Origin of the sequence: Streptomyces sp. NPDC102406 (genome assembly GCF_044765725.1) — a bacterium.
Lineage (GTDB): Bacteria > Actinomycetota > Actinomycetes > Streptomycetales > Streptomycetaceae > Streptomyces.
This window is the reverse complement of the sequence record NZ_JBIWKP010000003.1, coordinates 336403-346157: the sequence shown is the minus strand read 5'-3', so window position 1 is coordinate 346157 and position 9755 is coordinate 336403. Positions and strand designations below refer to the sequence as shown.

Below are 9755 nucleotides of genomic sequence, written 5' to 3'. Positions count from 1 at the left end.
GCGTAGACGAGTCGCATGTCACGCCTCCGGCTTCGGCAGGGCGCGGCACTGCTCAGCGTGCGCGGTCGCCCACGGCAGGACCGTGACGCTCGCGTACTGGCGCTCGTTCTCGTGGTCCCTGCCGCAACCCCGGCAGGCGGCCTTGATCAGGCGCTCTCCCACGCTCACGTCGACGGTCAGCTCCGGGTCGCCGATGATCTCGGCGGCCTTGGTCAGGTGACGGGCGATGACGTTCTCAGGCCAAGCGGTCTTGATGTTGCCCATGGCGGGTCAGTCCTCTCGGCTTCGTCGGGTGGTGGTCTTGCGCCAGCCGAAGGGGCCGGGCAGGTCCATGGACGTGGTGTGGCGGCCGGTGGAGCTGCGGGTGTGGTGCGGGCCGCCCTTGAAGCCGAACGTCCACGAGATCGACTTCGCGTTGATGTTGAGCCGGACCCCGGGCAGGATCCGGAAGCTCTTGCGGAACGTGATCGTCATCAGTGGGCCCCTCGGACGGTTGCGGCGGGACGGGGACGGTTGCGGTAGGCGGCGACCACCACCAGGACGGCAGCCAGGGCGAACACGGGCGGCTGCGACAGGAGTTGCAGGCCGCCCGTGAAGATCAGACCGACGGTGTCGCCGATCAGCTCGGCGATCGCCGGGACCAGACCGACGAGCAGGAGGAAGACCGTCAACAGCAGGACTTTCCAAGGCCGCATGACGGCCTCCTCTCCAATGGAAATGGGTGATCAGGTGACGAGCTTTCCGGCGTGGCCGCTGGCCGCGCAGGAGACGCAGGCGTCGCACTGGCCGCCGAAGTACGGCAGATGCTTGTGCGCGTCGGGATCTTCGGCGTGCGCCCAGCACGGACGGCACTCGCCCTTCGGCGGGTTCGCGGCCCTCGCTTTCGACACGACCTCCTCCTCTCGGTCTCTCGATGCCGGGACGGATCTACTTGTCGTGCGGCTTCGGCTCGTCCTGCGGCATCTGCATCGAGAAGGTGACGGTGTAGTCGCCGTCGTCCTCGATCTCGACGTCGCTGCCGGTCTCCGGATTCGTGGGCATGGGGGCTCCTCTCGGATTGGGGTGGAAGTCGCTGACGCGGTTCCCCTCGACCGGGCCCGTGCGAGACGGGCCCGGCGGGCAGCCGGTCAGCGCTTCTTGGGCGTCTTCTTGGCGGGCTTGGCCCTCTTCTTCGTGGCCTTGGGCTTCGGCTTCGCCTTGTCCCAGCCGGACGTGTAGCTGCCGTCGTAGCGCTCCCACGGCATCGACATCAGCCGCGGCCCTTGGCGGCCTGCTCGGCGGCGACGACCTTGTCGTGCGAGGCCAGGTACTCGTCGCTGTCCGGGTCCGTGGTCTTGTTGTTGAAGCGGGCGTTGTGCTGGGCGCGGACTTCGCGGGCTTCCGCCTTGGCCTCGCTGTTGCGGCCGAACATAGGGTTCTCCTCGGGTGGGGGTGGGTGGATCAGGACGGGACTGTCCCGCCTCCTCACCGCCGGGCGTGCAGGGTCCGGCGGATCGGGCTGGGGGCAGGCTCAGCGGTACGTCCTCGACCGCGATCCGACGCCAGAGCAGCGGTCGGCGTGGGTCTGCGCCTCCCGACGGACCGCATCGGCGCGGTCAGGTCCAGTGAAGTAGCGGCTCTTCTTGCGGCACCCGCCGCACTGCCAGTAGTCGAAGATCCCGTTCACGACGACCGCAGCACCGGTCCGGTTGATCAGTTGGTAGTCCACTTCATGACCTCTCTCGATTGATGGGCCGCCACGCCATCAAGCACGGCGGATGGGGCTACAGGAGATGTGCGGCCACCTGCACGGCGGCAGCCAGAACAGCGGCGCCGAGTCCGGCGAGCGTCAGGTCGATGGCCCGCCGGAAGGCACCCATCTTCAACACGGTGATCTTCGACAGGGCGACCACATGCACGGCCTCCGCCTCCACCGTCAGCACCGCATCCGCCTCCGACGCAGACAGGCGCGCCCACAACGGAAACCCGGACCGGCCATCCCCCATCCGGGGACGAACCGTCAACAGTGCAACCACAATCGAAGCGAGAAACAGCAGCCCGGACACGACCGCCAAACCCAGCGAAGCCGACGACAGACCCGCATCCCGGCCAGCCGTCCACAACCCGGCCAGAGCCACACCGTCGAACGCCAGGAGCAGCGACGCCTTACCGTCCACGCGGGCGATCAGTGACTGGGCCTCCGACCGCGCCGTCGACACCCCCGACATCAGGCAGCCGCCGGGTAGTTGAAGCCGTCGAGCTCGACCACCAGCTCCGGGTCGATGGCGTAGGCGTGATCCCGGATGAGGTTCATCTGATCGAACTGGCCAGCGGCACGCGCCGCCGCGAAGTCGGCGAACAGGCTGGCGATGTTGTCGGCCATCGCGCTCGCCACAGTCGTCGACGCACGGCGCTTCTGGCCCAGCCGGGTCGCGCCGAGATCGGCGTCGGACAGGAACGGAGACATAGCAGGGTCCTCTCAAGGACGCAGGAATGGGGGGGTGCTGGTCCGGCGGGGAGCCGCACCCGCTCAGGGGGTGACGGATGCGGCTTCCGGCCTGCCGGGACCCGAAGGCCCCGGAGGCGGTCTGTCAGTAGCCAGCCCTGATGCGGCCTGGCCAGAACCAGGGGCCGGTCAGTGGTTCAGGGTGCGGTGGGCGGTGAGGCGCAGGCTCGTGTGGATCTCGCGGGCCCGCCGTCCGGCCGCGGCGACGGCGTCTTCATCGACCCCGTCCGGAGTGGCCGCGTCACCGATCTCGATGGCAACCAGCCGGGCAGCCTCAGCCGTCTCCAACATGCCCCGGTCCGTGGTGGCCGCATACAACTCGTCGATCGCCGTCGTAAGGGCGGAACGCGCAGCCCACCGGGCATCCCGCAACTCGCCGCCAGCCGACGCACCTTCACGACGAGCATCAACCTTGCGGTACTGCTCCGTCCGAAACTGCACGAACGCCTTCAGCACCCCAAGGACGGCCTCACGCAACTCCCGGCGGCGCCGCTCCGACCGTGCCCGCCAATCCGCGGCGAACCAGGTGAGAAGACCACCGCAGAGCGTTCCGACGACAGCAATGATCGCGGCGCCCACGATCAGCTCCTCTTCAACTGGTCAAGCTCATCGAGTTCGCTATTGATCTCGCGGTGGAGGGCCCGCGCCAGCACGGTCTGACCGGTCAGCTCCGCCTTCTGTGCGGCCTCCGACAGCTTCGCCAGCTCGTCCCGCGTGTTCTCCACGCTGACCGGCTCGTTACGGATGTGATCCCACTTCGCCATGAGTCTTCTCCTCGATTTCACTGGATAGGAACGGTGCTAGTCGGACAGGAAGCGCCCGGCAAGCGGCAGGGGGCCAAAGCCGGGAGTGGAACGGTCGCGGCCAAAGACCGGGGGTTGATGGGCCGGATCACCGGGCCCTGCGTTGTCAGTTGGTCTTGCCGGGGCCGGGTGTGTCGGCGTCGGTCACCCGGGCCATCAACTGGGCCACCAAATCGAGCATGTTGGCGCCGGGAGACTCGATGATCTGGTCGACGATGTCGCTGCCGATGTCGATAACTTCTTCATCGGTCAGTCGGGGATCGCGTCCGTCACTCATGACATGTACGCCTCTCATCGGAAGTGATGTTGAAAGATCACGGGCGGCGACGCTCGGGGGACGTGACAGCCGCCGCCCGCGACCAGATCAGGAAGTGCGGACGAAGACGAGGTAGTCGTCCGACGGAAAGTCCAGAACCACCTCGACCGGCTGACCCTCAGCCCGCAACCGGGCCGCGAACTCCTCCGCCGGCCAGCTACCGCGCGGCGCACCAGCCGGGAAGCGGCGGAGGATCGTGCGGGCGGGAGTCTCCGTGGCAGCGGTCATCGCGCACCGCCGATCAGACGCAGCAGACCCGCCGCGGCGAGCAGCGCGCGAGACTCACGCATCACGTCCTGCAGGAACTCGAAGTCGTCGAACTCGGCATCCGACAGGGGCCGCGCGTCCATCCAGTGCGACATCTGCATCGTCCGGAACGACGCCACCCCGTAGCGGGCCGCAGCCTCCATCGCACCCGGCACCGACAGGCGGACCGCCAGACGCTCGATGGCCGAGACGGCAGCCGCCGGAAGCGGGGACGTCCGGGGGTCAGACGGGAGCGGGACGTGGCGGGTGATCTCGGTGGTCATCACGCTGCCTCCTCTAGAGGCTCAGGCGAATTCAGGACGGACTCGGGGATCCGGAAGTCACCGGCCGTGTCGTCCCCAGGCTTGTAGGGCTGGCCGTTCCTAAAGGCGGCGACTGACCCCCGGTGAATCCAGCGGTAGACGGTGGAGACGTGCACGTCGAAGTGCCGTGCAACGTCGCGGACTCGCAGCATTTGGCCTCCGATCGCGCTTTCGCATCTGTCAACGAACGTACTCCTATGTAGCCCTACCTATCAAGGTATCGAGCAGAGTCTTGGCGTGTTTTGGCCATGAGAGGCCAACAGGTCCGATGCTCAGGGGCTTAAGGTTGGGAGGTCAGCGCAGGACCGCCAGCCAGAGGGGAGGCTCAAGAGATGGCCGAGAACCGGCGCACAAGCGACTCGATCGCCTACGTGACCGCACGCGGCGAGGGCCAGGCAGACGCCTGGACTGAGGAGGCGCAGCAACGGGGAGGGCAGCGTCTCGTCGAAGTCGCCGAGGTCACGCCGCCCCCAGCCGTCGCCGAGGCGCTGCGCCTTCCGGCCGACGGCAAGGCTGTCGTGCGGCGACGGGCGATCCTCCTGGACGACGCGGTCGTCGAGCTCGCCGACTCGTACTATCCGGCGGCGGTCGCCCGAGGTACCGGACTGAGCGAGGCAAAGAAGATCAAGGGTGGAGCCCCGACACTCCTCGCAAGCCTCGGCTACCGCGCCCGCCGGGTCTCCGAGGACGTGGAGTTCCGCGAAGCCAGCGAGACAGAGCGCGCCGCGCTCGTACTTCCAGAGGGCGCTACCGTCCTCCACATCCTGCGCACCACATCCGCCGAAGACGGGAGTCCGTTCGAAGTGCAGCTCATGGTCATGAAGGCGCCTCGCCGCCTCCACTACGAGATCGAGGTCCCTCATGCCTGAGCCCCACAAAGACGAGCGCCCGCTGTCGGACCGCATCGCCGCCGACCTACGCAAGGCGATCAAGCGCGGCGACTGGGAGCCAGGCTTCAGAGTGCCGTCCAACGCCGACCTCTGTGAGCAGTACGAGACGTCGAACGTGACGATCCAGCGCGCAATCAAGATCCTCAAAGATGAGCGGTTCCTGGAGGGGCAGAGCGGAGTCGGCGTCTTCGTTCGCAGCACCCCCGCCCAAACGATCAACCCCGCGCACTACATCGCACCCGCCGAACCGGGCCAGCCCTACCGGTGGCTCACCGAGGCAACGAAGCGCAACCAGAGCAGCAAGTACAAGATGCTCAAAGTCGCCGAGGAGGTACCCCCGCTTGAGGTGCGTCGGGTCCTGCACCTCGCCGAGGGCGAGACAGCGATGCTGCGCTCCCGCATCGGCTTCCTCGACGAGCGGCCGGCTGAGCTGGTCCACTCGTACTACCCGGTCGAGCTCGCCCGCGGCACTCGGTTGGCTGATCGGCGTCTAATCCCGGGCGGCTCCCCGAAGCTGCTGCTCGACATGGGCTACCCAACTCGCGCACAGGAGGATTCCGTTGACGCCCGCCCGGCGACGACCGAGGAGTACCTGGCGTTGGAGATCCCGCGCGACGTGCCGGTCCTGGACATCTTCCGCGTCGTGTACAGCGACGATGAGAAGCCGATCGAGGTCACGCTGCTCGTGAAGCCGAGCCACCGCTTCAAGATGGGGTACCGCGTCGAGATGCCGTGATGTCGCCGCCTCCCGCCCCCAGCCTGCGCGGTTGGGGGCTTCTGTATTTCCGGAACGCGACACCTTGATACATGCATGCATAAGGGCTACGGTCCTGAGACGTGAGAGTGGCCGATGCCACACGCAACGTAAGGAGCGGCATGCCCGAACCCGACGAACCCACCGCGCTCTACCGCCTCTACGACGCCGAGTACGATCTGCTGTACATCGGCATCAGCAGGGATCCCTCGAAACGGTTCAAGGCCCACGCCCACGACAAGAGCTGGTGGCACTGCGTGGAGTACGTCGACTTCACCTGGTTCAACTCGTACCCTGAGGCTCGTGGCGCCGAGAACAGGGCCCACGCTTCGGAGCGTCCGCCATACAACGGACTTCGCTGGACGGGCATCAAGTCCCCCCACCCGGCCCTTGAGTACGACGACAGTGCCGAGCGGGCCATCGTGCGGCGACTCCTCCTCGACGCACTGGAAGCGGGACTTCATGCGCCCGGCAGCCACATCTGGCCGTTCCACATCAGCGAGGCATGCGGCTATTCCAGTACGACCGTCTATCGCGCAATGGACAGCATGATCCACGAGGGTCATCTGAGATTGCGATGCAAGACGTTCGCAGTAACCGAAAAGTGGGCGGACGCCTTCGAGCGTCGCAACGCCGTCGCGAACGCTGCCTAGAACGCGAACAGCCGGGCCCGCTCGCGTCGTTTGGTGACGTGCGCGATCGGCGTTACGGTCCGGCAAGCGAAAGGCCGGGTGCGCGAACACCCGGCCCGTTCAGCCAGCGAGCGCGAACTCGCTGATCAGTGAAGTCCTGTCATCACCCATGAATCGAGGCTCCATCATGACTGTAGCGCAGCCCACCCTGAACGTTCAGGGTGGCTCCCCCACCACAGACGACCTCCTCGACACCCCGCTGACGGAGCTGCTTGCCGAGCTGGACGTGGAGTTGATCGAGTTCACTCCGTCCCCGGACTATCCGCCGTGTGGCTATGCGATCGCGCGGGGCGGGCGTGTTGGACTGCGTCTCCCCGCGGGCCAGAACCGGTGGGAGCGGGAGATGGTGGCCCGCTCAATGATCGGGAGTGCGCTGCGGGTGCCGATGCCGGAGCTGCCGGCGCCGTTCGAGCTGAGTGAGATGTCGGCGGCGATCTGACGCGGCAACGGAGGCGAGCGGCCGGACGGGTTTCCGTCCGGCCGTTTCTGCGGCGTCTGGTGGGGTTCCCTCGGTCGGGTGTCGCCCCGTCTGCCGTGTGCCCGCCGTGGCGTCCCGGGCGTCCCGTCCGGTTCGGGCGGTGCGGCGGCGCCGGGTCCGGCTGCACGCTCCCGGTATGGGGTCTGCTGAGGGGGCTCGGCGTCGTGGCCGCGGGCAGCTGTACACGTGCATCTATTGCGGGCTGCCGCAGGAGCGGGTGTGGACGCTTGATCGCGGCACTCGGATGCTCGAGCCGGATGTGCGGCCGTTGGCGCACACGGTGCCGGCGGATCAGCGGTGGATTGAGTTGTCGGACGGTCGGGTGGCGATGTACGGGGTGTGCCCGCCGGTTGCGGAGCAGCGGTGCCGGATCCTGCATGAGCTGGTCTGTCCCGGCCGTGAGCTGCCGGACTTGTGGCCGTGGCTGACGGTGCTGCGGGAGGAGAACCGGTTGCGGGCGGACCGGCAGGCGGAGACGCCTCCGCTGCCGTCCGGTGGTGAGGGGCTGCCGGACGTGGGGTGAGCGTGGCTGTCAGTCGAGCGGGTCGTAGATGCGCACGACGGTGACGGTGACTTCGGTGTCATTGATGGTGATCACGACGATGAGTCGGGTGAGACCGGCGGTCCGCATACGGACGGGACTGTCCGGGACTTCGAGGCCGTAGGCGTCGGTGATCTGCTCGGCTTCGGCGGGCAGACGGTCGAAGAGGGCGATGAGCTCGGCCTGGTCGCCCACGGGCAGCGCCTTTATCTGGCGCCGGATACCGGGCGGGACGATGAGCTCGTAGGTCACGCCGCGTAAGTCTGCCGCTTCCGCACGTCGTCGCGCAGCCCGTTCAGGAAGTCCTCGGTGCCGCCATCGTCGGCGTACTCCGGGGGGAGCTGGCCGTCGTGCGCCTTGGCGTAGGCGAGGACCTCGTCCATTTGGGGTACAACCTCGTCACGCCAGCGTTCGACGAACCGCTGCCAGCGGGCGAGGGCGGCGGGGAGCTCGGGCAGCGGGGTGAGGTTTGCTTCGCGGAGGAAGTTCTGCCGAATCTCGGCGGCGGGGATGGCGTGGGCGATGGCGTCGATGGTCCACGGCTGCTCGCTCATCGGGCGCCTCCCTGGCTGGGGATTCACGGATCGTGATTTCCGGATGGGTTTCAGCGTAGCGTCTGCCCGGCCGGGCGGGCGGCCGGGCGGCGGGTTTCGTGACTGCCGGGCGCGGCTGCCGTTGACCCGGGCATGGATGTCGATGATGACCGCACCGCCCTGGACCCGCCGGCCCCGCTCCTGCCGCTGCTGACGCTTGAGGAGGCGCAAGACGTTCTCGGCATCCTGGCCGTGGTCTCCGACGGCGGCCATCCGGATCGGGAGGCGGCGGCGTGGCTGCTGTCCAACCTGGCCGCCCGGGTGCCGTCGGCCTAGCGTCGCCTCCTGGCGGGCCCATGGGGCGTCTCCCATGCGGGGCGGCCATCGCGGCGTGGGAGGGGCGGACGCGGGCGCAGGGGCGACTGCACGGGGTCGCCGTTGGTGTCGACCCAGTCGCCGCTGTCCCGGACTGCTTCGGTGAGCGCCTGAAGTGCCTGCTGGGCGACTTCCGAGGTCCGGGCCATGTGCGCTGCGACAGCCTCCTGCGCGGCCCGCATGCTCCTCGTGAACCGCTCGAGGTCGGGGACGATCTCGACCGTGGCGACCTCGTCGCCGAACTCGATGCTCGCGATCCCCTCAAGTCGTTGCCATCCCTCGCCGCCAGCATCGGTACCGACGGGCGCGATCCACGCCTTGGGGCCGGGGTGAATGCGGGCGGGGATCATGCGGCGTCCTTGAGGAGTCCGGCGCGTTGGGCGACGGCGTGGGCGGCGTTGGCGTTCTTGCAGGCCCGGCAGGCGGGTTCTTTGCGGTGGAGGTGGCGTTGGTAGGCGGCTCGATCGCCGCAGTCGGGGTGGGTGCCGATGAGGTTGCGTTCGGTGGCGAGGTAGACGGCGTGGGTGATGTTGGCGGCGCCGAGTTTGCGGGCGATCCGGACACCAATGTTGGCGGCGCTTAGCCGGGTGTAGCCGAGGGCGCGGGCCATGGAGGCGTAGGTGTAGCCGTGGGCGGCATGCCACAGCATCAGGTGTTCGATCCGGGTGAGTCCGGTCCCCGACGGCTGGGCGCTCACGATGCCCTCCGCACCGCGGGCCGTCCACCGGCCGCGTTTTTGATCTGACCGTCGGGGTTGAGGTTGCCGTCGGCGGTGGCGAGCATCCGCACCGCGCGGGCGATGACGTCGCGTTTCGCCTGGCCGCGATAGCAGCGGGCGAGGATCGCCGCCGTCTGCGGACCGAGGCAGGCGGGAAGTTGTGGGGCGGTCATGACTGACTCCCGGTCACGTTGATCGCGCGGGCGACGGCGAGGGCGTGGGGGAAGTTCTCGCAGTTCACCGCCGATCCGTCGCCGCTGTTCGCGGCCCCGTCGTCGGCATGCAGACTGGCCTCTTCGTCCAGCCAGGCGGCGAGTGCGAGGCCGACGCCGGGGTGCAGCGTCTCGATGGCGGCTTGGTCTTCCGGCGCGACATCGATGTTGCCGACGATCAGTACCTCTTCGTCGTTGAGCGTCTCCTCGTAGCGGGACATGATCAGCGGGTCGGTGTACGGAGGAACCTTGGCGATCTTCCATGGTCCTGGGGCAGCGGCCATGCAGGCGTTGTGCAGCTTCTCGACTGCGGCGGTGATCTCTTCGGCGGGTGTCACGGCGTCTCCTGTCGGTCGGGTGGGGCGGCGGCCGGAACCGCCGCCCCGGGG

Annotated in this window: 26 protein-coding genes; 6 read left to right on the top strand and 20 right to left on the bottom strand. The window is 68.1% G+C overall.

Annotated elements, in window-relative coordinates:
- Positions 1 to 18: 18 nt before the first annotated feature.
- The 14 genes from ACIRF8_RS15385 to ACIRF8_RS15320 form a co-directional block, all read right to left on the bottom strand.
- Positions 19 to 264 carry a hypothetical protein gene (locus ACIRF8_RS15385; RefSeq protein WP_404214906.1) on the bottom strand — a complete coding sequence of 82 codons (246 nt, stop codon included), beginning with the start codon at positions 262 to 264 and terminating at the stop codon, positions 19 to 21.
- A 6-nt stretch (positions 265 to 270) separates the two neighbouring features.
- Positions 271 to 474: a DUF4236 domain-containing protein gene (locus tag ACIRF8_RS15380; RefSeq protein WP_404214904.1), complete on the bottom strand. Its 204-nt coding sequence runs from the start codon at positions 472 to 474 to the stop codon at positions 271 to 273.
- Positions 474 to 695 (bottom strand): hypothetical protein, encoded by a 222-nt coding sequence (locus tag ACIRF8_RS15375; RefSeq protein WP_404214903.1) that lies wholly within the window; start codon positions 693 to 695, stop codon positions 474 to 476. The genes ACIRF8_RS15380 and ACIRF8_RS15375 overlap by 1 nt, the downstream gene beginning before the upstream one ends.
- A gap of 30 nt (positions 696 to 725) precedes the next feature.
- Entirely contained in the window at positions 726 to 890 is a 165-nt protein-coding gene (locus ACIRF8_RS15370) for a pRL2-8 (protein ID WP_404214901.1), read from the bottom strand.
- 237 nt (positions 891 to 1127) lie between these two features.
- Positions 1128 to 1250 carry a hypothetical protein gene (locus ACIRF8_RS15365; RefSeq protein WP_404214899.1) on the bottom strand — a complete coding sequence of 41 codons (123 nt, stop codon included), beginning with the start codon at positions 1248 to 1250 and terminating at the stop codon, positions 1128 to 1130.
- On the bottom strand, positions 1250 to 1411 hold the full coding sequence (locus tag ACIRF8_RS15360) for a hypothetical protein (protein WP_404214897.1): 162 nt from the start codon (positions 1409 to 1411) through the stop codon (positions 1250 to 1252). The genes ACIRF8_RS15365 and ACIRF8_RS15360 overlap by 1 nt, the downstream gene beginning before the upstream one ends.
- A 352-nt stretch (positions 1412 to 1763) precedes the next feature.
- Complete coding sequence (locus tag ACIRF8_RS15355; protein WP_404214895.1) at positions 1764 to 2156, bottom strand: Pycsar system effector family protein; 393 nt, start codon at positions 2154 to 2156, stop codon at positions 1764 to 1766.
- Between the two features lie 50 nt (positions 2157 to 2206).
- Positions 2207 to 2446, bottom strand: coding sequence for a hypothetical protein (locus ACIRF8_RS15350; protein WP_404214893.1), 240 nt, complete (start codon positions 2444 to 2446; stop codon positions 2207 to 2209).
- 168 nt (positions 2447 to 2614) lie between these two features.
- Positions 2615 to 3064 carry a hypothetical protein gene (locus ACIRF8_RS15345; RefSeq protein ID WP_404214891.1) on the bottom strand — a complete coding sequence of 150 codons (450 nt, stop codon included), beginning with the start codon at positions 3062 to 3064 and terminating at the stop codon, positions 2615 to 2617.
- A gap of 2 nt (positions 3065 to 3066) precedes the next feature.
- Positions 3067 to 3249 carry a hypothetical protein gene (locus tag ACIRF8_RS15340; protein ID WP_404214890.1) on the bottom strand — a complete coding sequence of 61 codons (183 nt, stop codon included), beginning with the start codon at positions 3247 to 3249 and terminating at the stop codon, positions 3067 to 3069.
- Positions 3250 to 3394: 145 nt separating this feature from the next.
- Positions 3395 to 3565, bottom strand: a complete 171-nt coding sequence (locus tag ACIRF8_RS15335) for a hypothetical protein (RefSeq protein ID WP_404214888.1) — start codon at positions 3563 to 3565, stop codon at positions 3395 to 3397.
- A gap of 87 nt (positions 3566 to 3652) precedes the next feature.
- Positions 3653 to 3832 (bottom strand): hypothetical protein, encoded by a 180-nt coding sequence (locus ACIRF8_RS15330; protein WP_404214886.1) that lies wholly within the window; start codon positions 3830 to 3832, stop codon positions 3653 to 3655.
- Positions 3829 to 4134, bottom strand: coding sequence for a hypothetical protein (locus ACIRF8_RS15325; RefSeq protein WP_404214884.1), 306 nt, complete (start codon positions 4132 to 4134; stop codon positions 3829 to 3831). Before ACIRF8_RS15325 ends, ACIRF8_RS15330 begins: the two co-directional genes overlap by 4 nt.
- A complete protein-coding gene (locus ACIRF8_RS15320; RefSeq protein WP_404214882.1) occupies positions 4134 to 4325 on the bottom strand; it encodes a helix-turn-helix domain-containing protein in 192 nt (63 codons plus the stop codon). The genes ACIRF8_RS15325 and ACIRF8_RS15320 overlap by 1 nt, the downstream gene beginning before the upstream one ends.
- A 180-nt stretch (positions 4326 to 4505) precedes the next feature.
- Between ACIRF8_RS15320 and ACIRF8_RS15315 the strand changes: the two genes are divergently transcribed.
- The 5 genes from ACIRF8_RS15315 to ACIRF8_RS15295 all read left to right on the top strand — a co-directional run bounded on the left by ACIRF8_RS15315 (position 4506) and on the right by ACIRF8_RS15295 (position 7510).
- The gene (locus tag ACIRF8_RS15315; protein WP_404214880.1) at positions 4506 to 5042 is read left to right on the top strand and encodes a UTRA domain-containing protein; all 537 of its coding nucleotides are present in this window, start codon (positions 4506 to 4508) and stop codon (positions 5040 to 5042) included.
- Positions 5035 to 5799, top strand: a complete 765-nt coding sequence (locus ACIRF8_RS15310; RefSeq protein WP_404214878.1) for a GntR family transcriptional regulator — start codon at positions 5035 to 5037, stop codon at positions 5797 to 5799. The genes ACIRF8_RS15315 and ACIRF8_RS15310 overlap by 8 nt, the downstream gene beginning before the upstream one ends.
- A gap of 140 nt (positions 5800 to 5939) precedes the next feature.
- A complete protein-coding gene (locus ACIRF8_RS15305; RefSeq protein ID WP_404214876.1) occupies positions 5940 to 6470 on the top strand; it encodes a GIY-YIG nuclease family protein in 531 nt (176 codons plus the stop codon).
- Positions 6471 to 6636: 166 nt separating this feature from the next.
- A complete protein-coding gene (locus ACIRF8_RS15300) occupies positions 6637 to 6948 on the top strand; it encodes a hypothetical protein (protein WP_404214874.1) in 312 nt (103 codons plus the stop codon).
- A 175-nt stretch (positions 6949 to 7123) separates the two neighbouring features.
- Positions 7124 to 7510 carry a DUF6083 domain-containing protein gene (locus tag ACIRF8_RS15295; RefSeq protein ID WP_404214872.1) on the top strand — a complete coding sequence of 129 codons (387 nt, stop codon included), beginning with the start codon at positions 7124 to 7126 and terminating at the stop codon, positions 7508 to 7510.
- Between the two features lie 9 nt (positions 7511 to 7519).
- Here the strand turns inward: ACIRF8_RS15295 and ACIRF8_RS15290 are convergent, their stop codons facing one another.
- Both ACIRF8_RS15290 and ACIRF8_RS15285 read right to left on the bottom strand, forming a co-directional pair.
- Positions 7520 to 7780: a hypothetical protein gene (locus ACIRF8_RS15290; RefSeq protein WP_404214871.1), complete on the bottom strand. Its 261-nt coding sequence runs from the start codon at positions 7778 to 7780 to the stop codon at positions 7520 to 7522.
- The gene (locus tag ACIRF8_RS15285) at positions 7777 to 8082 is read right to left on the bottom strand and encodes a hypothetical protein (protein WP_404214869.1); all 306 of its coding nucleotides are present in this window, start codon (positions 8080 to 8082) and stop codon (positions 7777 to 7779) included. Before ACIRF8_RS15285 ends, ACIRF8_RS15290 begins: the two co-directional genes overlap by 4 nt.
- 132 nt (positions 8083 to 8214) lie before the next feature.
- On the opposite strand from ACIRF8_RS15285, the gene ACIRF8_RS15280 reads away from it, so the two are divergent.
- Complete coding sequence (locus tag ACIRF8_RS15280; RefSeq protein ID WP_404214867.1) at positions 8215 to 8397, top strand: hypothetical protein; 183 nt, start codon at positions 8215 to 8217, stop codon at positions 8395 to 8397.
- Here the strand turns inward: ACIRF8_RS15280 and ACIRF8_RS15275 are convergent.
- From ACIRF8_RS15275 to ACIRF8_RS15260, 4 genes are read right to left on the bottom strand one after another with little or no spacing between them, the layout of a single operon-like run.
- Positions 8394 to 8786 (bottom strand): hypothetical protein, encoded by a 393-nt coding sequence (locus ACIRF8_RS15275; protein WP_404214865.1) that lies wholly within the window; start codon positions 8784 to 8786, stop codon positions 8394 to 8396. The genes ACIRF8_RS15280 and ACIRF8_RS15275 overlap by 4 nt on opposite strands.
- On the bottom strand, positions 8783 to 9133 hold the full coding sequence (locus ACIRF8_RS15270; protein ID WP_404214863.1) for a hypothetical protein: 351 nt from the start codon (positions 9131 to 9133) through the stop codon (positions 8783 to 8785). Before ACIRF8_RS15270 ends, ACIRF8_RS15275 begins: the two co-directional genes overlap by 4 nt.
- Positions 9130 to 9327, bottom strand: coding sequence for a hypothetical protein (locus ACIRF8_RS15265; RefSeq protein WP_404214862.1), 198 nt, complete (start codon positions 9325 to 9327; stop codon positions 9130 to 9132). The genes ACIRF8_RS15270 and ACIRF8_RS15265 overlap by 4 nt, the downstream gene beginning before the upstream one ends.
- Positions 9324 to 9704, bottom strand: a complete 381-nt coding sequence (locus tag ACIRF8_RS15260) for a hypothetical protein (protein ID WP_404214860.1) — start codon at positions 9702 to 9704, stop codon at positions 9324 to 9326. The genes ACIRF8_RS15265 and ACIRF8_RS15260 overlap by 4 nt, the downstream gene beginning before the upstream one ends.
- Positions 9705 to 9755 lie beyond the last annotated feature (51 nt).